The sequence below is a fragment of the Bacillus sp. AK128 genome (genome assembly GCF_053903075.1).
The window spans coordinates 1,087,607-1,113,765 of record NZ_CP096379.1 but is presented as its reverse complement, the minus strand read 5'-3'; the positions used below and the strand labels follow the sequence as shown (position 1 = coordinate 1,113,765).

The window sequence follows — 26,159 nt, the reverse complement described above, 5'->3', positions numbered from 1 at the left end:
CAGTCCAATAAGGCAAACGTCCCCCTGCTTATGACGCTTTTTTCTTCTTTCTGAATAATATAACAAAAAGCTGTCGAAGACGACAGCTTTTTCTAGTCTACAAACTCAAATTCAAAATCTAACAGTCTAATGGTGTCTCCATCTTTTGCTCCTCTTTCACGAAGCTCATCATCTACACCCATGGTTCGTAATTGTCTAGCAAATCTTTTGATGGATTCATCACGAGAGAAGTCGGTCATTTTAAACAGCTTTTCGATTTCTTCACCGGAAAGCACATATGCACCGTCATCATCACGAGAAATAAAGAACTTACGAGGATCTGCTTCATGCTTGTACATTACCCGAGTATCTGTTGTATCCTCTTCAACGTTTAGAGGAAACTCATCTGTCCGGTCTAATACATCTGCGACAGCAAATAAAAGTTCCTTCGTTCCTTGTCTCGTAACTGCAGATATTGGAATAATCTGAACATCTTCTGGAAGCTTTTCTTTAAAGGCCTGTAAATTTTCTTCAGCACCTGGCATGTCCATTTTATTCGCAACAATAATCTGTGGACGCTCCGTCAATCTTAAATTGTATTCCTTTAACTCATCATTAATCGTTACGTAATCCTCATAAGGGTCACGTCCCTCAGTTGCTGCCATATCAATGACATGGACAATCACTCGGGTACGTTCAATATGACGTAGGAATTGATGTCCTAGACCGACACCCTGGTGAGCTCCTTCAATTAAACCTGGTAAATCTGCCATAACAAAGCTTCTTCCATCCTCAACCTGAACAACACCAAGGTTTGGTACAATCGTTGTAAAATGGTATTCAGCAATCTTAGGTTTCGCTGCAGACACGACAGATAGTAGAGTGGATTTCCCTACGCTTGGAAAACCAACTAACCCAACGTCCGCTAATACCTTAAGCTCTAACGTTACATAGCGTTCTTGTCCTGGCTCTCCATTTTCAGCAATTTCAGGAGCTGGATTGGTTGGTGAAGCAAATCTAGAGTTTCCTCTTCCTCCACGACCACCTTTTGCTACAACTGCTCGTTGTCCGTGTTGAACTAAATCAGCTATAACATTTTTACTATCCTCATCAATGACAACTGTCCCTGGGGGTACTTTAACTATCATTGGTACGGCATTTTTACCATGCTGATTTTTCGACATTCCGTGTTCTCCACGACTTGCCTTAAAATGTTTTTTGAAGCGGAAATCCATTAATGTACGTAAGCCTTCTTCCACTTCAAAAATGACGTCGGCACCTTTACCGCCATCGCCACCAGCTGGTCCACCCATGGGTATATACTTCTCTCGGCGATAGGCAACGATTCCATTACCTCCGTCACCACCCTTAACGTAAATCCTGACATGATCGACAAACACTCTTACCACCACTCTTTTTATGTGAATAATTTAAAACAATAAAAACGTTACGTAAATGTGACCTGAAGCTCAATTGTTAACTCCTGTTCGTTCACATTTGCTTGGGTTATTTGAATAGCTTCCTCTCCATAAGAAGAGCTTAGCCATTCAGTTAATGAAACGGTATTTGTTATTGTTCCACTAAAATCAAAAAAGAAACGAACTTCTGCATCAGTTGAATGAATGGAAATACTTAGATGGTTCTCTCCTGTATTTCCAACAGCTTGGTCCAAAACAATGAAAAACTTTTCACACCAATCTCTAATCATGGCATCATATTTTTCTAAATTATATGTATGTCCTAGCACTTCGAATTCTAATGAAAAATGATGTGAATCCCAGTTATATGTCATTAAATATCCAGCTAAGCTTGTCAAATTAAGATTGGTTAGCTTCGCTTCATTTTGAGTTTCAATTACAATTTCCTCAATAATTTCCTTCACACGGTCGATTCGCTCTAATGCTAGATTGCCCTTTATGAGCTGCAATTTATTTAACCAATCATGCCTGGAATGTCGTAAAATATCAACGATTGTCCAATCGTTCTCTTTCATGGCCTCACCCCTTATCAGTCACAGGTACATCTTTACCAGCCCGTTGACTTTTCCAAAGCTAATTATAACAAACATTTGGAAAGAAAAGAACAGTATGCGCAAGTGCCCCGTTTAGCCCCGACTAGCAAATGTTCCTAGAAGAAGAAAAGGGCGAATTTCCCTTTTATTCTTCTAGGGTTATTTGACCTCGAGGGGCTGGGTGCTGGAGCTAGATTCAAATGCACTAACTCTAGTTATCAACAGATGATTTTTTACCTTCCTATAAAAAAATAAACTCTAACCTTACAAAGGCTAGAGTTTATGAAAGAGTATATTTTATGCTTCTTGAGCAGCTGGGTATACACTTACTTGCTTGCGGTCACGGCCAAGACGTTCGAACTTAACCACTCCATCAACCTTTGCGTATAGTGTATCGTCACCACCACGGCCAACGTTTAATCCAGGGTAAATCTTTGTTCCGCGTTGACGGTAAAGAATTGAACCACCAGATACGTGTTGTCCATCAGCGCGCTTAGCACCAAGACGCTTAGAGATTGAGTCACGACCGTTTTTTGTTGAACCTACACCCTTTTTAGATGCGAAAAACTGAAGGTCTAATCTTAACATTGTTTCCACCTCCTATTTAACTAATGTAGTAATCTTTATAAAATCCGAATAGGATTCCTCTATTGTCTTAAGTGAGACAAGCATACCTTCTAGTAAAAAGTGAACCTTCTCCAGCTTGTCCCCATCATGTACTGATGGAATGATAAAGCGAAGAAATCCACTCTTCCCTTGCTCTACTTGAAGTGCAATACCGCACAGTTCTTCAACTGCGTTTGCTGCACCAAATGTAACAGCAGATACCCCTGCACAAACAATATCTTTTCCAGGCTCATCATATTCAGCATGACCCGAGATCGTTACCGATTTCAGATGCTGATTAGAGGCTCGGATAATGTCAATTTCAATCATATAAGTAAACCTTACCCGTTGATCTTTTCGATTACAACTTTAGTGTAAGGTTGACGATGACCTTGCTTACGGTGTTGGTTCTTCTTAGCCTTGTACTTGAAGATTGTTAACTTCTTTCCGCGACCTTGCTTTTCAACCTTAGCAGTTACAGAAGCTCCATCAACTAGTGGACTACCAACTTTAACATTGTCACCACCAACGAAAAGAACCTTATCAAATGTAACAGTTTCACCTTGATCAGCATGTAACTTTTCGATGTATACAGCTTGACCTTCTTCAACCTTAATTTGCTTACCGCCAGTTTCAATAATTGCGTACATATTTGCACCTCCTCATATTACCCAGACTCGCCATCGCAGGTATTCAGGTAGTATGACCACCATCATTTATAAACCTGTTCTGTGCGGTTGTAGCACGGGTGCGCTACAAACAATAACATACCAATGTTATCATACGCTAATAAACTAGTCAATCCTTTTTACTCTTGAATGAATATCATCCCTTGACCCAATATGTCGGATTTCATAGCTTGGTTGTGCGGCAGACTTTTCAGTAAACAAAAGCTCCATTTGTAAGCTTTTTTCTAACTGCTCCTGAAGGGGTGGTGTTTTCTTCGTGAATATGTCGATAATATCACGAGTTGCTTGAACCCATACACCTTCTTCATCTCGTCCCCTTAACTCCATTAATTCTCGCTCAAGTTTATAGGCTAACGCTTCTTTTGCTGGAACTTGTCCATTCCCACAAACATGACAGGTCTCTGTTAACTGGTCCACCACATTTTCTCGAACGCGTTTTCTTGTCATTTCCAGTATGCCAAGTCGGGTAAATCCGTAGACAATCGTTCTAGTTCGGTCACGAGTTAGCTCTGCCTTTAACACTTTTAACACGATATTCTTTTCTTCTTCCGTTTTCATATCGATGAAATCAATTAGGATCATTCCACCAATATCACGCAACCTAATTTGCCTTGCAATCTCTATAGCTGCTTGCTCATTTGTTTTTAACACGGTTTCCTTCAGGTTGGTTTTTCCTGTGAACTTTCCAGTATTCACATCAATAATGGTCAGTGCTTCAGTATGTTCAACAATGAGGTAGGCCCCGGTTGAAAGCCACACAATTTTCTTTTGTAACCGGTCAATCTCCACTTCTATATTAAAATGAGAAAATATATTCTCACGGTTCCGGTAATAGGTAATTTGTGGCTGATCGTACTTTTTACTAAGCTCTTGATAGGTGGAAAAGTCATCCACAATTATCTCATCAATCGTATGAATCCCAACCTCTTGAATGATTTTATCCGATTGACTTGTTACACTTTTTAATAAACCTGGTTTGCTTTTCGACTTAAATAATTGCTGAAGCTCTTCATATTGCTCTCGTAAACCTTGAAGCTCTTCCTTTACACCTGAAATCCCGCTTTTCTCTGCAGCGGTACGAACAATGGCTCCCTCATCTTTGGTGAGAAAGGACTGAAGCTCGTCTCTCCACAAATCTCGGATTGCTTCACTTTCCATTTTTTTCGAAACGGCAATATACCGTCCGGAAGGTAGATACACCACATATTGACCAGATAACTCAATAATATTGGTTAGCTTTGGTCCCTTATTACCAACACTATTCTTCTCCACTTGAACGAGAATTAACTCTCCCTCACGTGCAAATTCACTAACACTTTTCTTTCTTTTTTCATCAATAGGTAAAGGATGCACATGATACGCTAATAATTGGTCACGGTGAAGAAATCCATTCTTTTCAAAACCAATATCCACAAAAACAGCCTGCATACCTGGTAAGACTCTAGTAATCCGACCGGCATATAGATTCCCACTTACATCCTCTTGCTGTGGATGAGTAAAGTAAAACTCCACTGTTTGATGATCTTCTAAAACAGCAATACGCTTTTCAGAGGTAAGCAGATTCATTACAATCGTTCTTTTCATTTCTTACACCACTTTTCATAAGGCTCTTTTCTTTTCTAAAACTTTTTTGCCTTCGTGACATTGAGTTTGCTATATACCCAGTATTCTAAGCAAATTAAGTAGAGATTAGAAAAGAGCAACTCTCTTTATGTATAGCAAGATCTTGTTACTAAGGTAAAAATCCGGATTTTGGGATTTTTACGCACAGCAACATTCTATAAGAAAACAGCCTTCATAAACAAAATAAAACCAATAAAGTGAAACTCTACTGTTAGTAGTTTCACTTTACTGGTTGTATTGGTGATAGTCAATAATCATGGATTAGGTCCTCGATGCTGCAGGTGGTGAGTTTTCTGGAAAAATAAGCATGTAGTAACTCGTTCTCATCCAGCTCATACCGCTTTTTATCCTTCTCAATCACGATCGGATGTTTATAGCCTCGACTAAACTTTGATAGCACCTCAATGATTGGGTCTGCTTCTTTCACGACTAGAGGTTTTAGCTTCATAATGTTTTGATGTTTCCCATAATACCTCTCAAGCAAGAACCTTATATATACATAGGAGCACTGCTTCCATTCTGTATAAAGAGAAAAAACAAGAAATGAAAAGATGACCCACATATTTAATTGATACGGCTCAATGATACAGGCGATGATGGCCAAAGCTATTAGAATGAAAGTTGACGACAGAATAGTCGAACGATGTGCCTTGGCAAAAGGTAGCTTTAATGAATATAAAAGAAATAATAGCTTTCCACCATCAAGCGGCCATATTGGAAGTAAATTAAATAGCAAGATGATGAGATTGTGATACATAAATAGCTCGAAATTGTGTGCTGATATGAGTTCCAATTCTGATAGTAGAAAGGCTAACCCAGTGAGCCAAACATGCTGAAGAGGTCCTGCTAAAATCACGAAAAACTCTTCCTTTAACGGCCTGTTCCCGTGTTCGTCTAGTTCAACTACCCCACCAAATGGCAGTAATTCTATCTTTTTTATTCTCCAACGAAAAAAAAGAGCCATACAAGCATGGCCCATTTCGTGACAGATCACAATCAAAAAAACCATTAATAGTTCTTTGAAGTGGGCAGTTATGATGCTAATTCCGATAATGAACCAGAATAATGGGTGTATCTTAAATTTATGCGCTAATACCCATATTCCTTTACTCAAAGTTAATCACCTGGATTGGGTCGATAAAGCTATCCCCCTTTTTAATTGCAAAATAAAACATTCCATTCACTCCATCAGAGCTATCTGTTACCGTTCCTATTTTTGTACCCTTTTCGATATAGTCATAAAGTAATACATCCGATGCCTCTAAGTTTCCGTACCAGGATTCCGATCCATCGCTATGCTGAATCACCACCGTAATCCCGCCAATTTCAGGTTTTGTGCCAATATACTCAACGGTTCCTTCATAAATTGCTTCTGCTTGTGAATTATTTCCTGTTTCAATCATGATCCCTTGACCGTTCTTCTCGAAGTTTTCCAGTATTTTAGTACTAAGTACCGGCATAGCATAGTTTGGTGCATCCTGGGTTGGTGTTTCCTTTTGAATATTTGTTGGCAATAAAGCTAGTGGTCTTCCAAACTGGTCCTCATACCATTCTGTCACAGCTGCAAATTGAAATTCACTCTCCATCGTTTTGGCTACAAAGTCGCGAGCAGGCTCAAAGCGAGCATTCCCATCCTTAAACATAATCGCAACTAATAACAATAGACAAGCTGCTCCTAATACCTTAAACATAAACCATTCTTTATTAAATAACGGGTGTTGATTCGTTCCTCCACCTTCATAAGAATCAAACGGTGCAACGCCATACCGCTCTTCATCCTTCACATAAAAGCTAGTTGGTAATTGATTCTTTCTAGAAGATTGCTGGGATGGCATTTGTTGTCTATCTCTTTTTCGCTTCGCAATTCGCTTGCGAATATCATCCGCACGTTTACTCATGTGTTCATCATTCCCTTAGCTAGAGTTTGTACATTTTATGACTTGTCCGGAGCATATATGCGAAAAAATAAAATAAACCCACACTCTATTTACAGAATGTGGGCTAATACTCTTATTAATTTTTTCTCGAGAGGTTAACTCGTTCAAAGGAAGTTTGCACCTTTTCCATGTGGTTATATTGTAAAAGAGTGTTTTGAATTTCATCTTCGCTATAAAAGATCAAGCCAATATTGTTTTTTATCTTAATGATTTCGCTCTGATCCGTTGATAAATATTGAATCTTCTCTTTCAAATGATAGGCTTGATCTTGTTCATGAGGTTCATCCAATATAAATTCATATGATGAATCACAATACCTGTTTATTTCCTTCTTTTTCCTCTTCACTGCATTGAGCCAGATGACTCGTTTCATGAGAGTTCCCCAGATTCCAGAAAAGCTCATATTATGAACAGGACTGCTTGTGAATTGAATAATATCGGCCTGTTCCCCGTTACTTGTTTCTACTCTCGCTTTAACATTTGAAGCATAATGAACATCTCCTGATAAAATAAAACAGTCACTCGGCTTCCATTCTAGAATTTTATTTATAAAATGAGTATAGCCTTCCACATTATATTTCCACGCCTCATAATCCATTAACTCATGAACCGGAATGCCGATCGCCCTGAGCGGAGGTACATATGAATGTAGCACCGACTCAATAAGACCAATTCCATAAAGAGGTGTTGGAGAAGCAATCATTAAACGGTCTCCTTTTTTCCAGCCACTTTGTCGTAATGACTGAGTCAACTTCTCCCAAGCCTGCTCATTCACGAGCTTTGGTCCACGAGGCGCTTCCTCTATTAATTTCCCTACACGTATGGCTTGTGGCGGCGAATCAAAAGCTCGTTGAGTCCGAGTGTCTAAAAATAATCCCTTTGGTTCAGTCGGAGTAACAAAATGCCAGGAATCATAATTCCATAATTCGTTAACCCACTTTTGATATTCTCTAGAACCGACCATAAAAGAATGAGCATACTTTTTAATCGTTCTTACAAAAGACGGACTAAACGATTCTGGATCATTTCCCCAGCCTTGAAAGGACCAGTATGCACCTAATCCGTTTGCCACAACATGACGACCAAGTGACGACTCCCAAACATTTTTCACCCAATTACGTGATAGATTCCAATCATCTGTAATATCATGATCATCAAACATCATATAGGTCGGTGTATTCGCTAGCAATCTCCTCACTCTTGGTAGGACATGTAAATTCTCTTGAATGTCAAACCACTGTTCATTAAACCGTTGTTCATATTGTCTATGTTCCTTCTGATACTCTGTTCGATTTTTATCATCATTTGGAAACACAAAGTGAAATTGCTCGTTCTCAATCAGCTCCTCAAAAGTGGGAATCAATCGCCGATCAACAGCGTATCCCCAGAGCTCGGGACTCCATGATAATAAATACATAGTCGCATATTCACCAAATGTAATCAGATGATTATGAGCATCTAAGGAAGTAAATTGACAAAATTGCTCCATTATATATTTTCTACCGTTAACTTTATTCATCATATCCTGATAGGGTTTCTTATTAAGTCTCGCTTCTACTTCTTCAGGCCTTTCCTTTTTCCCTACTAACTTCTTACTGAGTGCTTTTATAGCAGGAAAAACGGGGTCTGCGACATCATCTGCATAGATTTGGTCACCGAGAAGAAACAGGGAATGCGGTCGGTCATTTAAATCTTTATAGGCTGTCTCAAGATGTAGATCCGCACTTGCTAAAGCATTATGATCTTTACCGTGAAGCTTGTTACAAGAGCCGTATAATAAACCACCACTAGCACCTGACTGAATATAAAATGATGGATATTTCAAGCCGCCATACACAATCGATTGAGGATTGTCTGTATCAAGTAATCCAAAACTATTTAAATCTACTGTTTTTGATTTTCTTTTAAATAGTAGATTATAGCCTAATAGTGTATTAGTAGGAAAATGCTGTTTCATCGGCTTAATTGTAATCATATGAATGTACAGTCTTTTCCCCATTTTCACCGTCTTTGTATCGGTAAGTTCACTTAATAAATGATATTGATAAGCGTTTTCCGTTTGCTCTATTTCAAATAGCTCCGCCCCTATCTGAAAACGTCTACTGGTTGCAATCCAAATTGACACACTGGAGGGATCTACCCTCCTTAAAATTGGACCTGATAAAAGAATAGGAAGTTTCACACCAACCCACCACCGGTTATAAGTTTCCTATATACTATTCAGGCGTGGCGGAGACTGTGAGAAAAGCTGTGTATTTGTCTTATGTGGTTGGGGTTTTAGTATTGAGTGAAGACGATCGTAGCTTTAGTTGAAATGTGCATATATTTTTAATTTCGTGCAGAAGTCGGAAAAAATGTGCATATATTTTAATTTTCGTGCACAAATCTTTTAAAAACGTGCATAAAGTCAGATTTTCGTGCAAATAGGTTCGAGATCTCTATCTTGGATAACCTGAATACGATGTTTCTAGATTATTAATCTCCAATTTTACCAAAAACAAAAGGCTGCAAGGATTTAATCCCTACAGCCTGGTTCATTAACTTATCTAATTCCAAAAAACTTTTTCATTTTAGATAGTACGCCCTTGTCTTCTTCTAAAAGCTGAAGAGGTACAGATTCACCTAAAATTCGACGAGCAATATTACGGTAGGCTAGTGATGCTTTACTTGTAGGATCAAGCGCAATCGGCTCACCACTATTTGATGCCTTAATGACACTATCATCATCAGCAACTATGCCTAGTAAGTCAATCGCTAGTACCGATACGATTTCATCCACATCAAGCATTTCACCATTCTTCACCATATGATTTCTAATACGATTGACGATTAGCTTCGGAGGTTGAACCTCTTCCTTCTCAAGTAACCCAATGATACGGTCTGCATCACGAACCGATGATACCTCAGGAGTTGTAACAACAATTGCCTGATCAGCGCCAGCGACCGCATTCTTATAACCCTGTTCAATTCCAGCCGGACAATCGATAATAATATAATCATAGTCCTGTTTCAGCTCTAGTATAAGCTTTTTCATTTGCTCAGGTTGTACCGCTGATTTGTCTACTGTTTGAGCTGCCGGAAGTAGGTACAGACATTCAAAACGCTTGTCCTTAATTAAAGCTTGATGAACCTTACAGCGTCCGTTCACCACATCGACTAAATCATATATAATTCTGTTTTCAAGTCCCATCACAACATCTAAATTACGAAGTCCGATATCAGTATCGACTAAGCAAACACGTTTCCCTGATAAAGCCAACGCGGTGCCGATATTTGCTGAAGTTGTGGTCTTGCCAACGCCACCCTTACCAGATGTAATAACTATAGCTTCTCCCACGTTACATTCCCCTTTCTAGTTTCGTCAAATTCGGTCTAAGATGTGATAAAACCTGTAAACGATCAATGATTATTTGCTCATCTTTATTTATATAGGCACATTCCATTTCGTTTCGCTCCTCTTGAAAACGATCTGGTGCTCTATTAATCACATTTGCAATCTTAAGTAAAGTCGGCTTCATAATCGAAGCAGCGACAACTGCCTCATTATTACCAGTATTACCTGCATGAGCTTGTCCACGTAAGGCACCCATAATAAATATATTGCCTCCAGCAATAACCGTGCCACCTGGATTCACGTCACCTATTAGTATTAAATCACCTGGAACCTCTAAGATTTGACCAGACCGAATCATTTTACATACGGTACTAACCTCAGATTGCTTTTTCCATTCTAGAGCTTCAGCCATAGTGATGACTTCACTATCTATAGAACCTATCACTAGGTTTTTCTTTTTCCCAATTAACGTACTTAACATTTCCTCTTGATCTTTTGATATGTAGCGAGTTCCGACCTTTACATGAACGACTATATGTGGTCTGTCTGGTTGTGTTTGTTGATTAGCAGACAGCTTGTCCTCAATTTCTGATAGTAGCTCTTGAAACGAACAGCGATCATCGAGATGTAACGTTAAGCCATCCTTTGTCCCTTTGATTGTTACATATTGTTGCTTAGTCCCCATCACTTACGCTCACCTCATACAATATAAATTTCGACAGGCCGACCGTTTTTCCTCTTTCCTTTATAAAAATCTTCGAAAAAGCTGCATGTATACTTATGATAAAGTTTAGCTTTTTTAGCCTTAGTTTTTGATTTTCAGTATGCCAAGTTAACGATTTCAGTATTATGTGAAATGAAACCGATAAAATAAAACTTGGCTACCCGCCAAGTTTTATTTTACCTTACTCGTCCTTATTTGTATCAATAATTTTGAAAAATTGTTTTCGTAATGGTACAAATAATAAAATAACAAAGGCTAAATTTAGCACAAGAGTAGGAAGTAATCGTACCATTAAAAATTCCTCAACTGGCATCATCGTAATCTTTAATAATATCATAATCCCATATACGAAAAAATCTAAAATCCCTATACTCAGTAAGCTAATCAGGATGACGGTTAGAATATTAATATGTAGAACCTTCATGATCATGGCAACACCATATGCCAAGAAAGTATAGGCAAACATATAGACCCCCATCAAATCCGTATACATTAAATCATATAAAAGACCGAGAACAAACCCGTAAATCATCCCTTTTGAAACAGAGGTAAGCATCGTAATTAATACGATGATGACCATTACAAATCGGGGAATCATTATTCTTTCCATATTAAACAACTCAGAAGGAAGAACCTGAACAAACACGCTCTCAAAAATAAAACATAGGAGAGCTAAGGTTGGGAGAAGCCATTTTCTCAATTCTCCTCCACCTCTTCCTCCTCGACCACATCCTGCTCACTCACCATAGAACGGTCGACGATAATCACATGGTTGATGTCATATAAATTCGCGGCCGGCTCCACATAAGCGGTTTTAGTTAAGCCATCTTCAGCAGGGAAGACTTCTAACACCGATCCAATAATCAACTCTTGCGGAAACACTCCACCTAGACCAGATGAGATAACCATGTCACCCTCTTGGATATCAGCATCATATGGAATTCTTCTAAATAATAATGCCTCTCGAACGTCATCATACCCTTCAATGATCCCAAGCGTCTTCTCTTTGCCCTGAATAATTGCAGAAATTCGGTTTGTTCTAGCAGGTGCACTTAACAGCTGAACGGTAGAAGTAAAAGGAGATACATATTGCACTTTACCGATTAACCCCTCGGATGTAATAACAGCCATGTTAATTTCAACACCGTCATTACTCCCTTGATTCAAAGTTAATATTTCATGCCAGCGGTCTGGATCACGGCCAATAACGGTTGCTTGTATAGGAGTGTACTCACGTATACTTTCTGTTTTACCTAGTAAGTCTCTTAGCTCTTTATTTTCTGATTCTAATGTATCTACTTTAACTGAAAGCTCTACATATTCCTCTAACTTTGCTTTGAGTTCTTCATTTTCTTGATAGGTGTTTCTAAGTTCCTTTACATTTTGAAAGAAGCCCTTCATTTCATTTGCAGGGTAATGAAACAATCCAACCACCCATCCCATGGAGTCTCTTAAAAATTGCTCAGGTAACGTTAATTTTTCACGGTCATTCATAGAAAAGCCAATCAATGCCACGAGAACAATAATACTGACAAGCAGAATAATAAGACGTTTATTTAGAAAAAATTGTGGCATGACCTTACACCCTCTTTATCAACAAAATCTATTCGGTAAATCTATAGCATTCATTTTTAATTGTCTTAGACATGGGAAAATCTTTCAAGTGGAAAAATTAAAAAATCTTATTATGTTTTTTACTTATAACCCAGGTGGTTGATTTCCTCTCCAGGATACTCGCTTTCCGCGGGGCGTGCGATGAGCCTCCTCGGCATGCGCCTGTGGGGTCTCATCTGACACGCTGCTCCCGCAGGAGTCTCGCATCCTTCCGTTCCAATCAACCTGTATAACAATTGTTTGTGCTTTTTAATACTTAAAAAACAACAACCATTTCTTTTGAAAGATACGTATGTAATAGCTAAGTCACTATATAAACTTCAGTTAAATTAGCACGCAAAAAAAGTCTTTTTTCACCAAGAAAGACCTAAGAAAGTTCTTAGGTCACCCTGTTAATACCTTCGATTGCTGAATTTTGCTTTGTTTTTGAATAGGTCGATATTGTCTAGGGATTTACCTGTTCCGATTGCGACGCAGTCTAGTGGGTTTTCGGCTACTAGTACTGGCATGCTTGTTTCTTCACTAATGACACGGTCTAAGTTTCGGAGTAATGCTCCGCCACCGGTTAGGACAATTCCGCGATCCATGATGTCGGCTGCAAGCTCAGGTGGTGTTTTCTCTAATGTCACTTTAACTGCTTCAACAATAGCTGTAACGGTATCCTTCAGTGCTTCTGCAACCTCTGTTGCTGTAATCGCAATCGTTTTTGGTAACCCAGTTAATAAGTCACGTCCACGAATGTCCATATCCTCAATACCTTCTGGAATTCCAGCTGAACCGGCTTCAACCTTTAGCATTTCAGCGGTACGTTCACCAATCATGAGGTTATAATTCTTTTTAATGTACTGCATAATTGCTTCATCCATTTCATCACCGGCAATTCGAATCGATTGACTCGTTACGATTCCGCCAAGTGAAATGATGGCAACCTCTGTTGTTCCTCCACCAATATCGACAACCATACTTCCGGTTGGCTCCCATACTGGAAGATTCGCACCAATGGCAGCAGCAAACGGTTCTTCAATTGTAAAAGCATCTCTAGCACCGGCCTGTTTGGCGGATTCCACAACTGCACGTTCCTCAACTTCAGTAATCCCAGATGGTACACAAACCATTACATACGGCTTTCCAGAGAAAAAGCTCTTATTTTTCAAGGCTTGTCTAATATAATATTTAATCATCGTCGTCGTTGTTTCGTAATCAGCAATAACCCCATCCTTCATTGGACGAGTCGCAATTACATTTCCAGGCGTACGACCGATCATATTTTTAGCGTCATTTCCAACTGCAACGATTTGTTTTGTATTTGTTTGAACAGCTACAACGGAGGGCTCTCTTACAACTACCCCTCTTCCCTTAACATATACAAGGGTATTTGCCGTTCCTAAGTCGATTCCAAGATCTCGAGTACCAAGCATGTATGTATCTTCCTTTCTAACCATTAAGTGTGTGATGATGGCACCTGACATGCTCTTCTATAACTATAGGTATGTTTGCTTCCTATTTATCATACTATCTGTTTCATGAAAAAACTCATAGATAGTATTATAAAGGAAGTAATCTCAAAAGCATAGTGTTTACACATATCCTTTTTCTTTTAAGCTAACAAACTTTTGGTCACCAATAATTAAATGATCTAGAAGTTCTATTCCAATAATTCTACCACATTCCGAGAGACGCTTTGTGACTTCAATATCTTCTTTACTAGGTGCAGGATCTCCGCTTGGGTGATTGTGTAAGCAGATTACTGAAGCAGCAGAACGTTTAAAGGCCTCTTTAAAGACTTCTCTAGGATGAACAATTGATGCATTTAAGCTACCGATAAAGATGGTTTTGCGATGCAATACTTGATTCTTCGTATTTAGGTATAGGCAAACAAAATGTTCCTGTGAAAGGAACCGCATTTCTTCCATCATATAATTCGCACCATCTTCTGGTGAACGAATCACATAACGATCATCATATTGAAGCCTGCCCATTCTTCTACCTAACTCTAGAGCAGCCATAATTTGAATCGCCTTTGTCTCACCGATTCCTTTAATACTACTGAGTTCTTCAATCGTTGCATCCTTTAAGAGGCGTAATCCTTCAAATTGACTTAGAAGCTTATTCGCAAGCTGAATAACTGATTCCTGCTTTGAACCAGTTCTCAGTAAAATCGCTAACAGCTCTTGATTTGAAAGGCTTGTTGCCCCATCATTAACTAATCTCTCGCGTGGTCTTTCATTTTGTGGAAAATCTCTAATCATTAACGAAGAGCGTTCATTCAAATACCATATTCCCCCTTTAAAAGGTAATACCCAATTTTACTAATTCTCTTTTTAAAGTGGAAATGGGTAAGCCGACAACAGAAAAATAATCCCCTTGTATTTCCTTTACAAACAAAGAACCTAACCCCTGAATCCCATATGAGCCTGCCTTATCAAATGGCTCACCACTTTCGATATAGCGGTCAATTTCTTCCTGACTAAGAGGCCAAAAGGTTACTTCTGTTTTCACAAAGAAGGAGGTCGGATTCCCATTATACACAATTGCTACTCCTGTTAATACCGAATGAGTAGATCCTGATAGCATTCGAAGCGTATCTATTGCGTCCTCTTTATTTTTGGGCTTACCTAAAATTTTTAAATCTTTTACTACAATCGTATCAGCGCCGATTACATAAGCGGACGGATACTGTTTTGCTACGTCCATCGCCTTTTCCTGAGCTAATGAGAGAACCGTTTCCTCAGGTGTTGCCGATGGATCGACAATTTCTTCAATGGAGCTTGAAAGAACATCAAATGAAAGTCCGAGGGTTGTAAGCAGTTCTTTTCTTCTTGGAGATGAAGAGGCTAAAATGAGGTGTTGCATGTCATCACCTTACTTTACTTTTAAGTTATGAAGGAAGATACAACCATATCGTACCATTCCTTCCCAATTCTTACAATTTATAATAACTGCGTATTTTTACCACATTTTAGTATTTTCAAGCAATCGTTATTTTAATCATAAAAAAGGAGAAACGTTATACGATACGTTTCTCCTTTATATTTTATGTCTTCTTTCGACAAATTCCATTAGTTATTTTGTTCTAAAATCCAATTTTGATAGGATTGAAGGCTCGTTAAAAGTGCTTGCTGGGAAGCCCAGAAATCTTGATTAGAAGATGAACCTTGGTATGCTTCAACGGAAGTATACGCATTCTGGACAGCCTTTACAAATTCTGTTTCAGAGTTTTGAGCAACTAGTTCTTCGTATGTAGTTTTAATATCATTCCAGGCTACACTTTCCGGCATGCTTGTATGCTTATTCGAGCTATATAGTACTAGCTGATTGAATAACTTTTCTGCCGTCACCATAGCAGGGTCTCCCTCAGTATTGACAGCAGGTATTGAAAATGATTTCACATACGTTTCCTTACCAGCCGTTTCATAGGTTGTCGCCATCGCTTTACTTGCTAAATCAGAAATGCCAATCCCCATAAATAAAAAATTTTTACCGTCTTGATGAATTAAAGTTCCGGCAAATCCTTCTCCTTTTAGTCCATCAACAATCGGAGCAGCAGCTTCTGCGGACGAAAACATCCCCCCTTGCACAACAAATACCTCTAAGGCAGGAAGTGCAATTGGTGTGGCTGATCCAACCTGCTCCCCATTGCTTGGCTCTGCCTCAGGGTCTGTTGCTCCATTAGTCCCCTCAGAATCAACTGGCTGATTTGCATCAAAAGCTGGCTGAGCCAGATCCTCTGAAAAGAGATGAAGAACCACCATCCCAAAAGAAGTACCTATCACTAACGCAGATATAATAGCTAGAAACAAAGTTTTGAACGGGAAGTGCTGGTTTTTACTCTTTTTTGCCTTACTCGGGAACGTAAAGGAACCAATCATTGGATTAGACTTTTTACGTTTAGGATCGATTTTAACGAGCTTATCGTATGGAAACTCTTCTCTTGATTCTCTTTCTGGATGTCGCTCAGGTAAGATCCAGTCAAATTCCCTTTCTTCATTTCCTGCAGCAACTTCCTCTTCTACTAATTTCTGCGCATCTACTAGAGTCTCGATATCTTCAGACTGATCTCTATGATCTTCTTTCTTCTCCACCACGTTACCTTCTGGCTTATTACTAGATTCCTTCTCCTGTTTGTCCGTTGTCGTTTCATAGAACGACCGCTCTCTACCATTAATTTTAATCAGAACCTTAGGCCTGTCCATGTGCTACACCTCCAAATGTGTCGGAAAATCGGGAGTATACTTTTTCCAACTGTAACATAGGAGCAAAAAAAAATAACAAGACATTTGTCGTCTTGTTATGAAAGGTTTTCGTCAATATTTGCAGATTAGTCTAACGGGATTTCTAGTATTTGTCCAACTACAATTAAATCACTAGAAAGATTATTATACTCTTTGATTAATCCGTCTTTGTTTACATCTTGATAGTACTTCAGTGAAATGATCGATAAGTTTTCACCAGTTTGAACCGTATGCTCAATTACATTCTCATCATTGGAGGTGGTTGTACTTACAACTTCTTCATCCTCAGTAATTGAACCAAAAGGGTTAAGCTTGTTACTTGGTTCCGGCACATCTATAGTAGGTAAATCAGCTTTCAAATCATCCAATCCAGGGAAATAGTAAGTAGAGATGACAACTGTATACTTTAAAGTCGAAATAGTTTGATCTAGTGACGTCAGTTCTGGTAGACCCGCAAATGATAGAGAATCCACTCTTACAATTCGTGTTAAAGATTCGATCGAATTTAAAAAGGTTTTCATGTCAAAAAAGTTCGGTGACTCTACATTTAACGAAACTTCTACTTGTTCCAAGCCTAATGGTGTTAACTGTTCTTCAGTTTCTTCTACCACTTCAGTCTGTTCACTGTTCTCAGTTTCTTCACCTTCCTCTGTTAAAGCATCAGAAGTTCCCGAACGTGCTTGATCTTTAGCCAAGAATTGTTGGTACTGTTCAAGCGAACTAGATTGAGTGAAACTACCATCTGTAAAACTCATACTAGAAATAAAACTATTAGAGACCGTTTCAGCTTTTTCTAAGTCAAGAATAAGCTGTTCTACCAATGGATCCACTGGTATTTTCTGTTGAAGTGTGTTCGTACTCTCGAGTGTCTGTTCTTGACTTGCATTTAACTTCTCTTCTAGTATAGAAGTTTGCTGCTCCTCAACCTTTAGAGATGAGTTTAGTAAGGTTGTTTCACTATCCCATTTTGAAGAAAAAAGCAGGTAAATCCCCGTATAGGATAGGACAATTACTACTAGTGAAAAAATTAAAATTTTAATTTGCTTTGATGAAAATTGGAGGATCATTGTTCTCCCTCCTTTTGTTGTTCAAGTAAAGTTGGGACATTCAACGTAAGATCATACACAGCTATATAACGTGGTACATATTTTTCATTTGGTACTGATTCCTCAACTGAAATTTGCTCGATTATATCCTCATAAGGATTTGTTAACAAGCTTAGAATTTTGACCTCTTCAAAGTTGGTAGAATTCTTAAGTAGCTTTAAATAATAAGCTGATTCCCGTGAGGTATCAAATTGAATGGTAATCTGTAAACTTCCCTCTTCACTATAATTGTAGCTTAGGATATACCCTCGTTTAGGAAGTAACGCAGTTAGGTGTTCAATAATGGGAACCGATTTAACAGAAGAGGCATCCATCCAAGAAATCGTTTCCTGTAATTGATTGACAGATTCTGAACCTTCGTAGCTTTTTAACTTTTCTTCGTATGTTATACGTAGTTGCTGCTGTTGACTTATTGAATCCTTTAAAGACTCGATCTCTTCCTTCGCACCCATTTGTTGAAAAAGGAAAATGGTAATCAATAATATCGCTACGACAAGAGGTACTACAAATAACACCAAGCTGGCGATGTTTCTGACTTCTTTTTTAGGTAGTAAATTAATATCAATTAGCATGGGTGTTACACCTCTTTTAAGGCTAACCCAATGGGTAATTGGAACCCATTCGATAGCTTTGGTTCAGTTGAAAGATTCGATAGGGCCAAGGAAATGACCGGTATCTCATATCGTTCTTGTAAATCTGATAGGATTTTATCTAGATATGGATGGTCTCCGGTTACAACGATCTTCGTAATTTGTTCTTTACCTTGATTCAGTGAAAAGCGGTAAAAACTTAGGATCCGTTCGATTTCCTTATACGTATCATTAAATTGGAGGATTAACTCCTCTTGATTTCCTAAATAGGTAAACGTACCGACTTCATTTCTCCATAAGCTAGAAGGATTTTCAATGACAAGATGTCTCATGAAAATCGGTTTATAATCTTCTAAAATACTAAAGTTAACAGATTTATGGTCAAATTGAGCTAGTAGGATTCGTTCATTCTCCTCAACTTGATCCATCGAAACATACAATCTGTATAAGGCAAGCGGTGAAATATCAGCCGCAATGGGCTTAAGCTTTAATTCCTGAAAAACAGATAAATATTCAAGAATGACGTCTTCAGGAGAGGCAAATAAAAGCACCGTTTTCTTTTCGGTCCCAACTCCAATCACTTCAAAATCGATAATGGCATTTTCAAATGGAAGGTGAATACTTGTGCCAAGCTCGAATTGCAAATAACCGTGGATTTCCTCATCCATGACATCAACCGGTACCTCAATTTTACGAATCACAACAAATGAATCAGGTACAACAAAACGAATCTTTCGTTTCTTTAAACCCCAATCCTGGATACATTCTTCAAGGATCATGAGTAGAGTCACTTGATCGATAATGCGTCCTTCCTTGATTAACCCCTCCGGTAAAAAACGTTCGCCTTGCTTTAAAACCGAGACGGGCGAGGTAGATTTGAGCTCAATAAACCGAATCACATGGTCTTTCAAAATCAAATTAACAGGCTTATTTCCTCCAGGTAGTAACGAAAAGACCATTTGTATAACCTCCTAAATTAAAATCCATTTACGAACAAAAGGCGTAAGCGCCCCGTTAAACCCCGACCAGCAAATGTTCCTTCGAGGGACTTGGCGCTGGAGCTAGATTACCTAAAAGCATCATTAAAAAGTAAAGCCTATTAAATATAAATACCACTCTATTAAAAATTCACCATAAAAATAAGTAATAATCGTACCGATTACAATCGAAGGACCAAATGGAAACGGTTGTTTCCGCTTCACTTTACCGATTGCTAGTCCAATCGATGCGATGAGCGTACCAATTAGGGTAGACATAAAGAAAGCAAGTAAGACTAACTTCCATCCAAGCACAATCCCTATCACTCCAAACAACTTCATATCTCCTCCACCCATCCCACCTTTACTAGCAAGGATGATTGTCATGAGTAGTAGAATGCCAACAGCGGCACCTAGTAGGGAATCCCACCATGGCTGTAAAGGAGAAAGAGCTAAGCGTTGAATCAAGAGAAGGACAGCAAAAACAAGTAGTACCTTATCTGGGATGATCATATATTTAATATCGGACACAAACACGATGATTAATAGGGATAGAAATGTCCAAGCCACAAAAAGCTCGAGCTGCCAACCTAAAAGGATAGGTGCCAAAACAAATAAAAGCCCTGTCGCAAGCTCCATAACAGGGTATAGTGGAGAAATCCGTAAACCACATGAACGACATTTACCTCGTTGAATCAGAAAGGATAAAACGGGGATTAATTGTAGAGGGGTTAAAGTTTGTTGGCAATTGGGACAGGCTGATCTTGGTTTTACGATGGATTGGTTGAGTGGCACTCTTAGGCCAACTACGTTGTAAAAGGAGCCAAGTACAAGTCCGATGATGAAGATGTAGGTGTAGAGGAATAGTGTCATGGTTGCCTCCTGTTTTGTTTATGGGAAAGCCCCCTGGGATGGGGGCTTTCAAATATATCATAAAATTATTTTGCCGCCTCAATCAATTCTGCTTCTGTTACTACAGCACCCGCATCCTTACCTAGAGCAACCGCAACATCATGATTAGTTATAGAAAAGTTACCATCATCATCAACGTTAACAACAAACTCTTTATCTTCAACATTATCAACATAATCAGATAGTTGGTTTAGTTCAGTAACTGCAGAATTACCCCCTCCAGCTTCTTTTGCCTCTCTAACTATAAATTGTTTTTCATTTGTTGAGGCATAAGCAATTTTTGAACCATTAATAATTTGAATTGCTTCAGCAACAACTGCATCTTTTCGCGTATTTTCAATAATATTCCCAATAGCCGGAACCGCAATAGCAGCAATAATCCCCAAAATAACAACAACAGCAAGTAATTCAATTAGTGTTAAACCTTTTTGGTTTTTCCACATTTTACGTATGTTACGTAACATGAATGATTCTCCCCTTTAAATAAATAGATTTTTTAATAGATTCGTAGGTCTATGTTCCTATTATACAGCATATGATTTGTAGAAAAAACTCATTTTTTGTGGAATAATCATTAATTTTGTGTATTAATAGTTAATTTTGTTAAAGATGTCGAACATTGGAACTATGATTGCTGTTACGATCGTGCCAACGATACCAGAAAGTAGAACAATCATAATCGGTTCTATTAATGACTTCAGTCGATCTGTGGTGCTCTCTACTTCTTTTTCATAGAAGTCGGCTACTTTTCCTAGCATCGAATCTAGTGATCCTGTTTCTTCACCAATTGCAATCATTTGCGTGACGAGTGGCGGAAAAGCCCAATGCTTTTTCATTGGCTCTGTTAGAGAAACCCCACGTTCTAATGAATCCTTTGATTCATTGATTACTTTTGCAAGTACTTCATTTTCTACGACATTTTCGACTATTGATAATGCCTGAAGAATCGGTACGGAGCTTGAAAATAACGAGCTTAATGTTCTTGTCATTCTCGCTATTGCGGCCTTTTGAAACATCGGACCGAATACTGGAATCTTTAGTTGGATATAGTCTAGATAATATTTAGTAGACTTATCTTGTCTTAATACTAGAAACAGCACATAGATTAAAATGAGACCGAACACTACTAACCACCAATAGCTTTGCATGAATTCACTTGCACCTAAAACAAACTGAGTAATCAGTGGCAGTTCCGCATTAAAGCCTTCAAACATACTGACAAAAGTCGGAACTACTTGTACAAGTAAGAATATAACGACGGCAATGGCAATGACAGCGACAACAATTGGATAAGCAAGTGCAGAAACAATTTTTTGTTTCGTATAATGCTGTTTTTCAAAATGGTCTGCTAGTCTTTCTAATGTCTCATCTAGGGTACCACTTGCCTCCCCAGCTCGCACCATGTTGATAAACATCGGTGAAAAGATTTTTTTATATTTACCTGTTGCTTGTGATAGGGCTAGACCAGCTTGTAAGTCTTCCTCCACGTTTAGGAGTACTCGCTTTAAGGCTTTACTAGCCGTTTGCTGACTTAAGATTCTCGTTGAATCTACGACAGAAATCCCTGCTTTTAGCAGCGTTGCAAACTGACGTAAATAAATGACAAAATGCTCAAGCTTAACAGGGTTTCCAAAGGTAATTTCTTTTGTTAGTAAGGTTTCTTTTATTTCTTGAATTTCAAAAATTCGTAATCCTTGTTCACGTAGCTTTAACATCGCCTCACGCTTCGAAGGACTTGAAACAATTCCATTGACTTTACCAGAGGCTGATCGACCTTGGTATTTATATCTAGGCATGGATATCAAACTCCTGCATGTAATGTTCTGCTACTTCTTTCGTAATCAAGCCCGCTTGTAAATACTCCTTCAAATTCATTTCAAGGGTGTGCATTCCTGCGGCACGACTTGTTTGCATCACACTCTTAATTTGATGGATTTTTTCATTTCTAATTAAGTTTGCGACCGCTGAATTATTTATTAGAATTTCGGTTGCCCCGACTCGTCCAGATCCATCCTTTTTCGGGAAAAGACGTTGTGAAACGATAGATACTAATACCGAAGCCAATTGAATTCGAATTTGTGGCTGCTGATTGGCTGGGAACACGTCAATAATTCGATCGATGGTCGATGGTGCACTAGATGTATGAAGCGTTCCAAGTACTAAATGCCCTGTTTCAGCCGCTGTGATCGCAGTATGAATCGTTTCTAAATCACGCATCTCCCCAACTAAAATGACGTCAGGATCTTGTCTTAATGAAGCTCTTAAGCCATTTGCAAAGTTTTTCGTATCAAAACCAATTTCACGTTGGTCGATAATGCAGTTGCCATGCTTATGCAAGTATTCAATCGGGTCCTCAAGGGTAATAATATGTTTTCGTACGGTTTGATTTAAATAATGAATCATCGCTGCAAGCGTAGTTGATTTTCCGCTTCCAGTTGGACCTGTTACTAATACAAGCCCTTGTGGCTTTAAGGCGATTTTTTTTAATGACTCTGGTAGTCCTAGTTCATCTAAAGTAGGCACAGTGGTTGGTACAATTCTAACGGCCATTGCCACACATGAACGTTGGAAATAGGCATTGACACGAAATCTAGAAATCCCCGCAATTCCATAGGAGAAATCCAATTCTCCTTTTTCTAGGAACTGTTCCCAGGTTGCATCTGGAATCATTTCCTTCGCCATTTGTTCGGTATCCTCTGGTCTTAGTACTTCTTTTCCGTACTTCTTTAATTCCCCATTAATCCTCATTATCGGCTGGATTCCCACTGTTAAATGAATATCAGAGGCCCTTAGTTCAAATGCTGCTCGCAATATATGTTCAATTCGATCCTTCACTATCGTCACCTACTCTGGAAGTACAACACGTAAGATTTCTTCGGTTGTTGTTAAGCCTTGTTTAACTTTTAATAACCCATCATCAATGAGGAAAATCGTTTTGTTTTTCATCGCCAGCTCTCTTAAAGCTGTAATAGACTCTGAGTTTAAGATTGTCTTTCTCATTTCATCATTAATGAGCATGACTTCATGAATGGCCATACGACCTTTGTAACCTGTCATATTGCAGGTAGGACAGCCTCTTCCACGAACAATTTTTTCAATCGAGAGTCCTCGCTTTTGAAAAATCTCGATTTCTCGTTTCGTAGGTTCATCCACCTGACTACAATCACGACATACCTTTCGTACTAAACGCTGTGCTACAACTCCAGTTAAGGAAGAAGCTACTAAAAACGGCTCTACTCCCATGTCAATCAGTCTCGTGATTGTACCAATAGAATCGTTGGTATGTAGCGTACTTAATACTAAATGACCTGTAAGAGAAGCACGAATCGCTACCTCTGCTGTTTCCTTATCACGAATTTCCCCTACCATTATAATATTAGGATCCTGTCGTAAAATAGCTCGTAACCCCTTTGCAAAGGTCATGCCAATATTGTTGTTTACTTGAATTTGGTTAATTCCTTCAAGCTGATATTCCACTGGGTCTTCAATCGTAATAATATTAACCTCTTCTGAGTTTCGCTTATTTAAGGCAGCATATAACGTTGAAGATTTACCTGAACCAGTAGGACCTGTAATTAACACAATGCCTGTTGGCTTTTCAATCACCTGTGAAAAACGCTTTAAATTCAGCTTATTAAAACCAAGCTTGTCTATGTCATTGAGAGCACTGCTCAAATCTAAAATACGCATAACAACCTTTTCACCATAAACTGTAGGTAAGGTCGAGATCCGTAAATCAATAGGATGAAAATCCAAATTTATTTTAAGTCTTCCATCCTGAGGAATACGATGCTCGGTAATATCTAAATTGGCCATAATTTTAATTCTAGCAAGTAACACACTCTGCATATGCTTGGGAAGGATTCTTTCCGTTCGAAGCACGCCATCAACACGATAGCGAATCACAACCTTCGTCTCTTGTGGATCAATATGAATATCACTTGCCTTTTGTTGAACGGCATTTTGGAGAATCTGGTTGACCAGTCGAACAATTGGAGAATCTTGATCCTTTACTTCTTCCTCTTCCACAGTCTGTCCAGGTGAAAGGTCAGTAAGCATCTCTTCTAAGCTTTCATCGATTTCGTAGTATTTCGTGATCGCTCTTAAAATATCATCCTTTGACGAAATCGCTGTTTCAATCTGAAAGCCAGTCGATAAACGCAAATCATCTATCGCAAAGAAATCCATTGGATCTGCCATCGTAACAAACAGCTTATCTCCTTCTTTTTTCAACGGCATAATCAGCTGTCTTTTCGCTAGATCCTTTGGAACTAGGTTTTTAAGCTTTGAATCGAATGGATAACGGTATAAGCTTACATGAGGAATTCCAAGCTGAAACTCCAACACTTCAATTAATTGTGTTTCTGTCACATATCCCTGCTGGACAAGCGCATCTCCAAGTTTTTGACCTTCACTTTTCTCTCGTAAGGTTTGCTCCAATTGTTGTTCCGTTAAAAGGCCCGCTTCTACTAGCAAATCACCTAAACGTTTCCTGGTCTGCTTCATATATTCCCTCCTTTTACTCTATTATTTTTCAATAATTTCTTCTTCAGAGTCTTCTAAGTCACTCTCTTCTTCTTGAGTATCATCAGTTTCCTCGCCTAATTCGGAAGAGTCGTCATTAACCTCTGTTTCCTCTACTGTCTCTTCAATTGAGCTAAAATTAATCGCAACCTTTAGACTATGAAGCTCAACCGTATGAACGGGTGGATAAAAATCCTTTGAGATTAATTGCTTTTCTAGGAGTTGACCTTTCTGATCTAGCTTTTGCCTCATAACTGTTGCCGACAATCCTTCTTTTCCAGCTTCCGATACTTTTTTCTGTCCAATTTCTAAATTGGCATCGTATTGGATAATGACTTTCTGTTTATGAACCTCTGAATCTACTATTTCAACTTTATATTGATAAGGTAAAGGTAAGCCAGTTAGTGTTGCCTGTATGCCATCTGAGGTGTTTTCAATTTCAACCACATAGTCAGTAGAATTGGGATTATAGATAACAAAATCATGATGTTCTGATACTTTTGCTTCATACCCAAGTTCCCCGTATACAGGTAACTGTGCGCTCATCTGACGTTCAATAACATTAAAATTAGTCGGTAGAATGGTCTTATAAAGCAATGTAGCAAGTACACTTGCTGTTTCATGTGGTACCCCATTATCGGTTAGTATTACATGTAATGAAAGCTCACTATTGGCTGGTACATTGATGGTTGAGAACAAATGAGCGTAAGATTGTAAGTCAATATCATTTGGAATTTTACTAAGACTTGCTTCAGAAATGGTCGTGCTTGCTGAGAAAGCATCCGTCGTAAAATAATCTTGTACAGTTAATGTTGTTATTTCATTAGAAAGAGCTGTGGCAATCAATTCAATATTTAGTTTTAACTTCTCCATATCGACTTCATCAACCGCTATAGGGTAAATGGAATCAACAAGTGCCATTTTCAACTCTACATCTGACACTGTCACCATTAATTGATTTTGCTTACCATTCATTACAGAAGCTAAGCTTTGGTCTAGCAGGAACGTAAAATAGTCTGATGGTACAGGCGTAGATTCACCATTAAAGGATAGTTGAACTATGTTTTGTTCTAGCCAAGAACTCACTTCAGCAGAGACCTTTGTTAGAGCTTCAGCCTCTGATAAACCTGAAATATTAATCGGTCCTAAATACGTATTTTCCTCATAGCCGGTCCCCTGCTCCGCTACTGATTGGTATACGGCATATCCTACCTGTGAGATTGAGAAGATAAATAAAGTACTAATCGCAATACTACTAAAAATTTTAATCAAACTTGAGGTTTCCACCTGTTTCTCCTCCT

The 26,159-nt window shown here is 38.6% G+C and carries 26 protein-coding genes and 1 other annotated feature; all 26 genes read right to left on the bottom strand.

Features of this window, described 5'->3' with window-relative positions; genetic code table 11:
- Positions 1-92: 92 nt before the first annotated feature.
- Entirely contained in the window at positions 93-1,379 is a 1,287-nt protein-coding gene (gene obgE, locus M1D60_RS05240) for a GTPase ObgE (protein WP_456278128.1), read from the bottom strand.
- Between the two features lie 47 nt (positions 1,380-1,426).
- Complete coding sequence (locus M1D60_RS05235; RefSeq protein WP_456278127.1) at positions 1,427-1,972, bottom strand: Spo0B C-terminal domain-containing protein; 546 nt, start codon at positions 1,970-1,972, stop codon at positions 1,427-1,429.
- Positions 1,973-2,287: 315 nt separating this feature from the next.
- On the bottom strand, positions 2,288-2,578 hold the full coding sequence (gene rpmA, locus M1D60_RS05230; protein ID WP_163179212.1) for a 50S ribosomal protein L27: 291 nt from the start codon (positions 2,576-2,578) through the stop codon (positions 2,288-2,290).
- Positions 2,579-2,590: 12 nt separating this feature from the next.
- A complete protein-coding gene (locus M1D60_RS05225) occupies positions 2,591-2,926 on the bottom strand; it encodes a ribosomal-processing cysteine protease Prp (RefSeq protein ID WP_456278126.1) in 336 nt (111 codons plus the stop codon).
- 11 nt (positions 2,927-2,937) lie between these two features.
- Entirely contained in the window at positions 2,938-3,246 is a 309-nt protein-coding gene (gene rplU / locus M1D60_RS05220) for a 50S ribosomal protein L21 (protein WP_456278125.1), read from the bottom strand.
- Positions 3,247-3,259: 13 nt separating this feature from the next.
- Positions 3,260-3,345, bottom strand: a sequence feature (ribosomal protein L21 leader region).
- A gap of 45 nt (positions 3,346-3,390) precedes the next feature.
- Entirely contained in the window at positions 3,391-4,869 is a 1,479-nt protein-coding gene (locus tag M1D60_RS05215; protein WP_456278124.1) for an Rne/Rng family ribonuclease, read from the bottom strand.
- Positions 4,870-5,155: 286 nt separating this feature from the next.
- Entirely contained in the window at positions 5,156-6,022 is an 867-nt protein-coding gene (locus tag M1D60_RS05210; RefSeq protein WP_456278123.1) for a site-2 protease family protein, read from the bottom strand.
- Positions 6,015-6,806 carry a peptidoglycan DD-metalloendopeptidase family protein gene (locus tag M1D60_RS05205; protein WP_456278122.1) on the bottom strand — a complete coding sequence of 264 codons (792 nt, stop codon included), beginning with the start codon at positions 6,804-6,806 and terminating at the stop codon, positions 6,015-6,017. The genes M1D60_RS05210 and M1D60_RS05205 overlap by 8 nt, the downstream gene beginning before the upstream one ends.
- Before the next feature lie 115 nt (positions 6,807-6,921).
- A complete protein-coding gene (locus tag M1D60_RS05200) occupies positions 6,922-9,027 on the bottom strand; it encodes a hypothetical protein (RefSeq protein ID WP_456278121.1) in 2,106 nt (701 codons plus the stop codon).
- 360 nt (positions 9,028-9,387) lie between these two features.
- Positions 9,388-10,182, bottom strand: coding sequence for a septum site-determining protein MinD (gene minD, locus M1D60_RS05195; RefSeq protein WP_456278120.1), 795 nt, complete (start codon positions 10,180-10,182; stop codon positions 9,388-9,390).
- Position 10,183: 1 nt separating this feature from the next.
- Entirely contained in the window at positions 10,184-10,864 is a 681-nt protein-coding gene (minC, locus tag M1D60_RS05190) for a septum site-determining protein MinC (RefSeq protein ID WP_456278119.1), read from the bottom strand.
- A 220-nt stretch (positions 10,865-11,084) separates the two neighbouring features.
- Positions 11,085-11,603, bottom strand: a complete 519-nt coding sequence (gene mreD, locus M1D60_RS05185; protein WP_456278118.1) for a rod shape-determining protein MreD — start codon at positions 11,601-11,603, stop codon at positions 11,085-11,087.
- Complete coding sequence (gene mreC, locus M1D60_RS05180; protein ID WP_456278117.1) at positions 11,600-12,478, bottom strand: rod shape-determining protein MreC; 879 nt, start codon at positions 12,476-12,478, stop codon at positions 11,600-11,602. Before mreC ends, mreD begins: the two co-directional genes overlap by 4 nt.
- Before the next feature lie 431 nt (positions 12,479-12,909).
- Positions 12,910-13,935, bottom strand: coding sequence for a rod shape-determining protein (locus M1D60_RS05175; RefSeq protein WP_456278116.1), 1,026 nt, complete (start codon positions 13,933-13,935; stop codon positions 12,910-12,912).
- 159 nt (positions 13,936-14,094) lie between these two features.
- Positions 14,095-14,766, bottom strand: coding sequence for a RadC family protein (gene radC, locus M1D60_RS05170; RefSeq protein WP_456279354.1), 672 nt, complete (start codon positions 14,764-14,766; stop codon positions 14,095-14,097).
- 37 nt (positions 14,767-14,803) lie between these two features.
- Positions 14,804-15,370 carry a Maf family protein gene (locus M1D60_RS05165; RefSeq protein WP_456278115.1) on the bottom strand — a complete coding sequence of 189 codons (567 nt, stop codon included), beginning with the start codon at positions 15,368-15,370 and terminating at the stop codon, positions 14,804-14,806.
- A gap of 206 nt (positions 15,371-15,576) precedes the next feature.
- The gene (locus M1D60_RS05160) at positions 15,577-16,710 is read right to left on the bottom strand and encodes a hypothetical protein (RefSeq protein WP_456278114.1); all 1,134 of its coding nucleotides are present in this window, start codon (positions 16,708-16,710) and stop codon (positions 15,577-15,579) included.
- A gap of 125 nt (positions 16,711-16,835) precedes the next feature.
- The gene (locus tag M1D60_RS05155; protein WP_456278113.1) at positions 16,836-17,816 is read right to left on the bottom strand and encodes a LysM peptidoglycan-binding domain-containing protein; all 981 of its coding nucleotides are present in this window, start codon (positions 17,814-17,816) and stop codon (positions 16,836-16,838) included.
- Positions 17,813-18,427 carry a hypothetical protein gene (locus M1D60_RS05150; protein ID WP_456278112.1) on the bottom strand — a complete coding sequence of 205 codons (615 nt, stop codon included), beginning with the start codon at positions 18,425-18,427 and terminating at the stop codon, positions 17,813-17,815. The genes M1D60_RS05155 and M1D60_RS05150 overlap by 4 nt, the downstream gene beginning before the upstream one ends.
- Before the next feature lie 5 nt (positions 18,428-18,432).
- The gene (pilM, locus tag M1D60_RS05145; protein ID WP_456278111.1) at positions 18,433-19,404 is read right to left on the bottom strand and encodes a type IV pilus biogenesis protein PilM; all 972 of its coding nucleotides are present in this window, start codon (positions 19,402-19,404) and stop codon (positions 18,433-18,435) included.
- A gap of 123 nt (positions 19,405-19,527) precedes the next feature.
- Positions 19,528-20,295 (bottom strand): prepilin peptidase, encoded by a 768-nt coding sequence (locus M1D60_RS05140; protein ID WP_456278110.1) that lies wholly within the window; start codon positions 20,293-20,295, stop codon positions 19,528-19,530.
- Positions 20,296-20,360: 65 nt separating this feature from the next.
- Complete coding sequence (locus tag M1D60_RS05135; protein WP_456278109.1) at positions 20,361-20,798, bottom strand: prepilin-type N-terminal cleavage/methylation domain-containing protein; 438 nt, start codon at positions 20,796-20,798, stop codon at positions 20,361-20,363.
- Between the two features lie 123 nt (positions 20,799-20,921).
- Positions 20,922-22,130: a type II secretion system F family protein gene (locus M1D60_RS05130; protein ID WP_456278108.1), complete on the bottom strand. Its 1,209-nt coding sequence runs from the start codon at positions 22,128-22,130 to the stop codon at positions 20,922-20,924.
- Positions 22,123-23,169 carry a type IV pilus twitching motility protein PilT gene (locus tag M1D60_RS05125; protein ID WP_456278107.1) on the bottom strand — a complete coding sequence of 349 codons (1,047 nt, stop codon included), beginning with the start codon at positions 23,167-23,169 and terminating at the stop codon, positions 22,123-22,125. The genes M1D60_RS05130 and M1D60_RS05125 overlap by 8 nt, the downstream gene beginning before the upstream one ends.
- 9 nt (positions 23,170-23,178) lie before the next feature.
- Entirely contained in the window at positions 23,179-24,840 is a 1,662-nt protein-coding gene (locus M1D60_RS05120) for a GspE/PulE family protein (RefSeq protein WP_456278106.1), read from the bottom strand.
- Positions 24,841-24,861: 21 nt separating this feature from the next.
- Positions 24,862-26,145, bottom strand: a complete 1,284-nt coding sequence (locus tag M1D60_RS05115; RefSeq protein ID WP_456278105.1) for a hypothetical protein — start codon at positions 26,143-26,145, stop codon at positions 24,862-24,864.
- Positions 26,146-26,159: the final 14 nt, after the last annotated feature.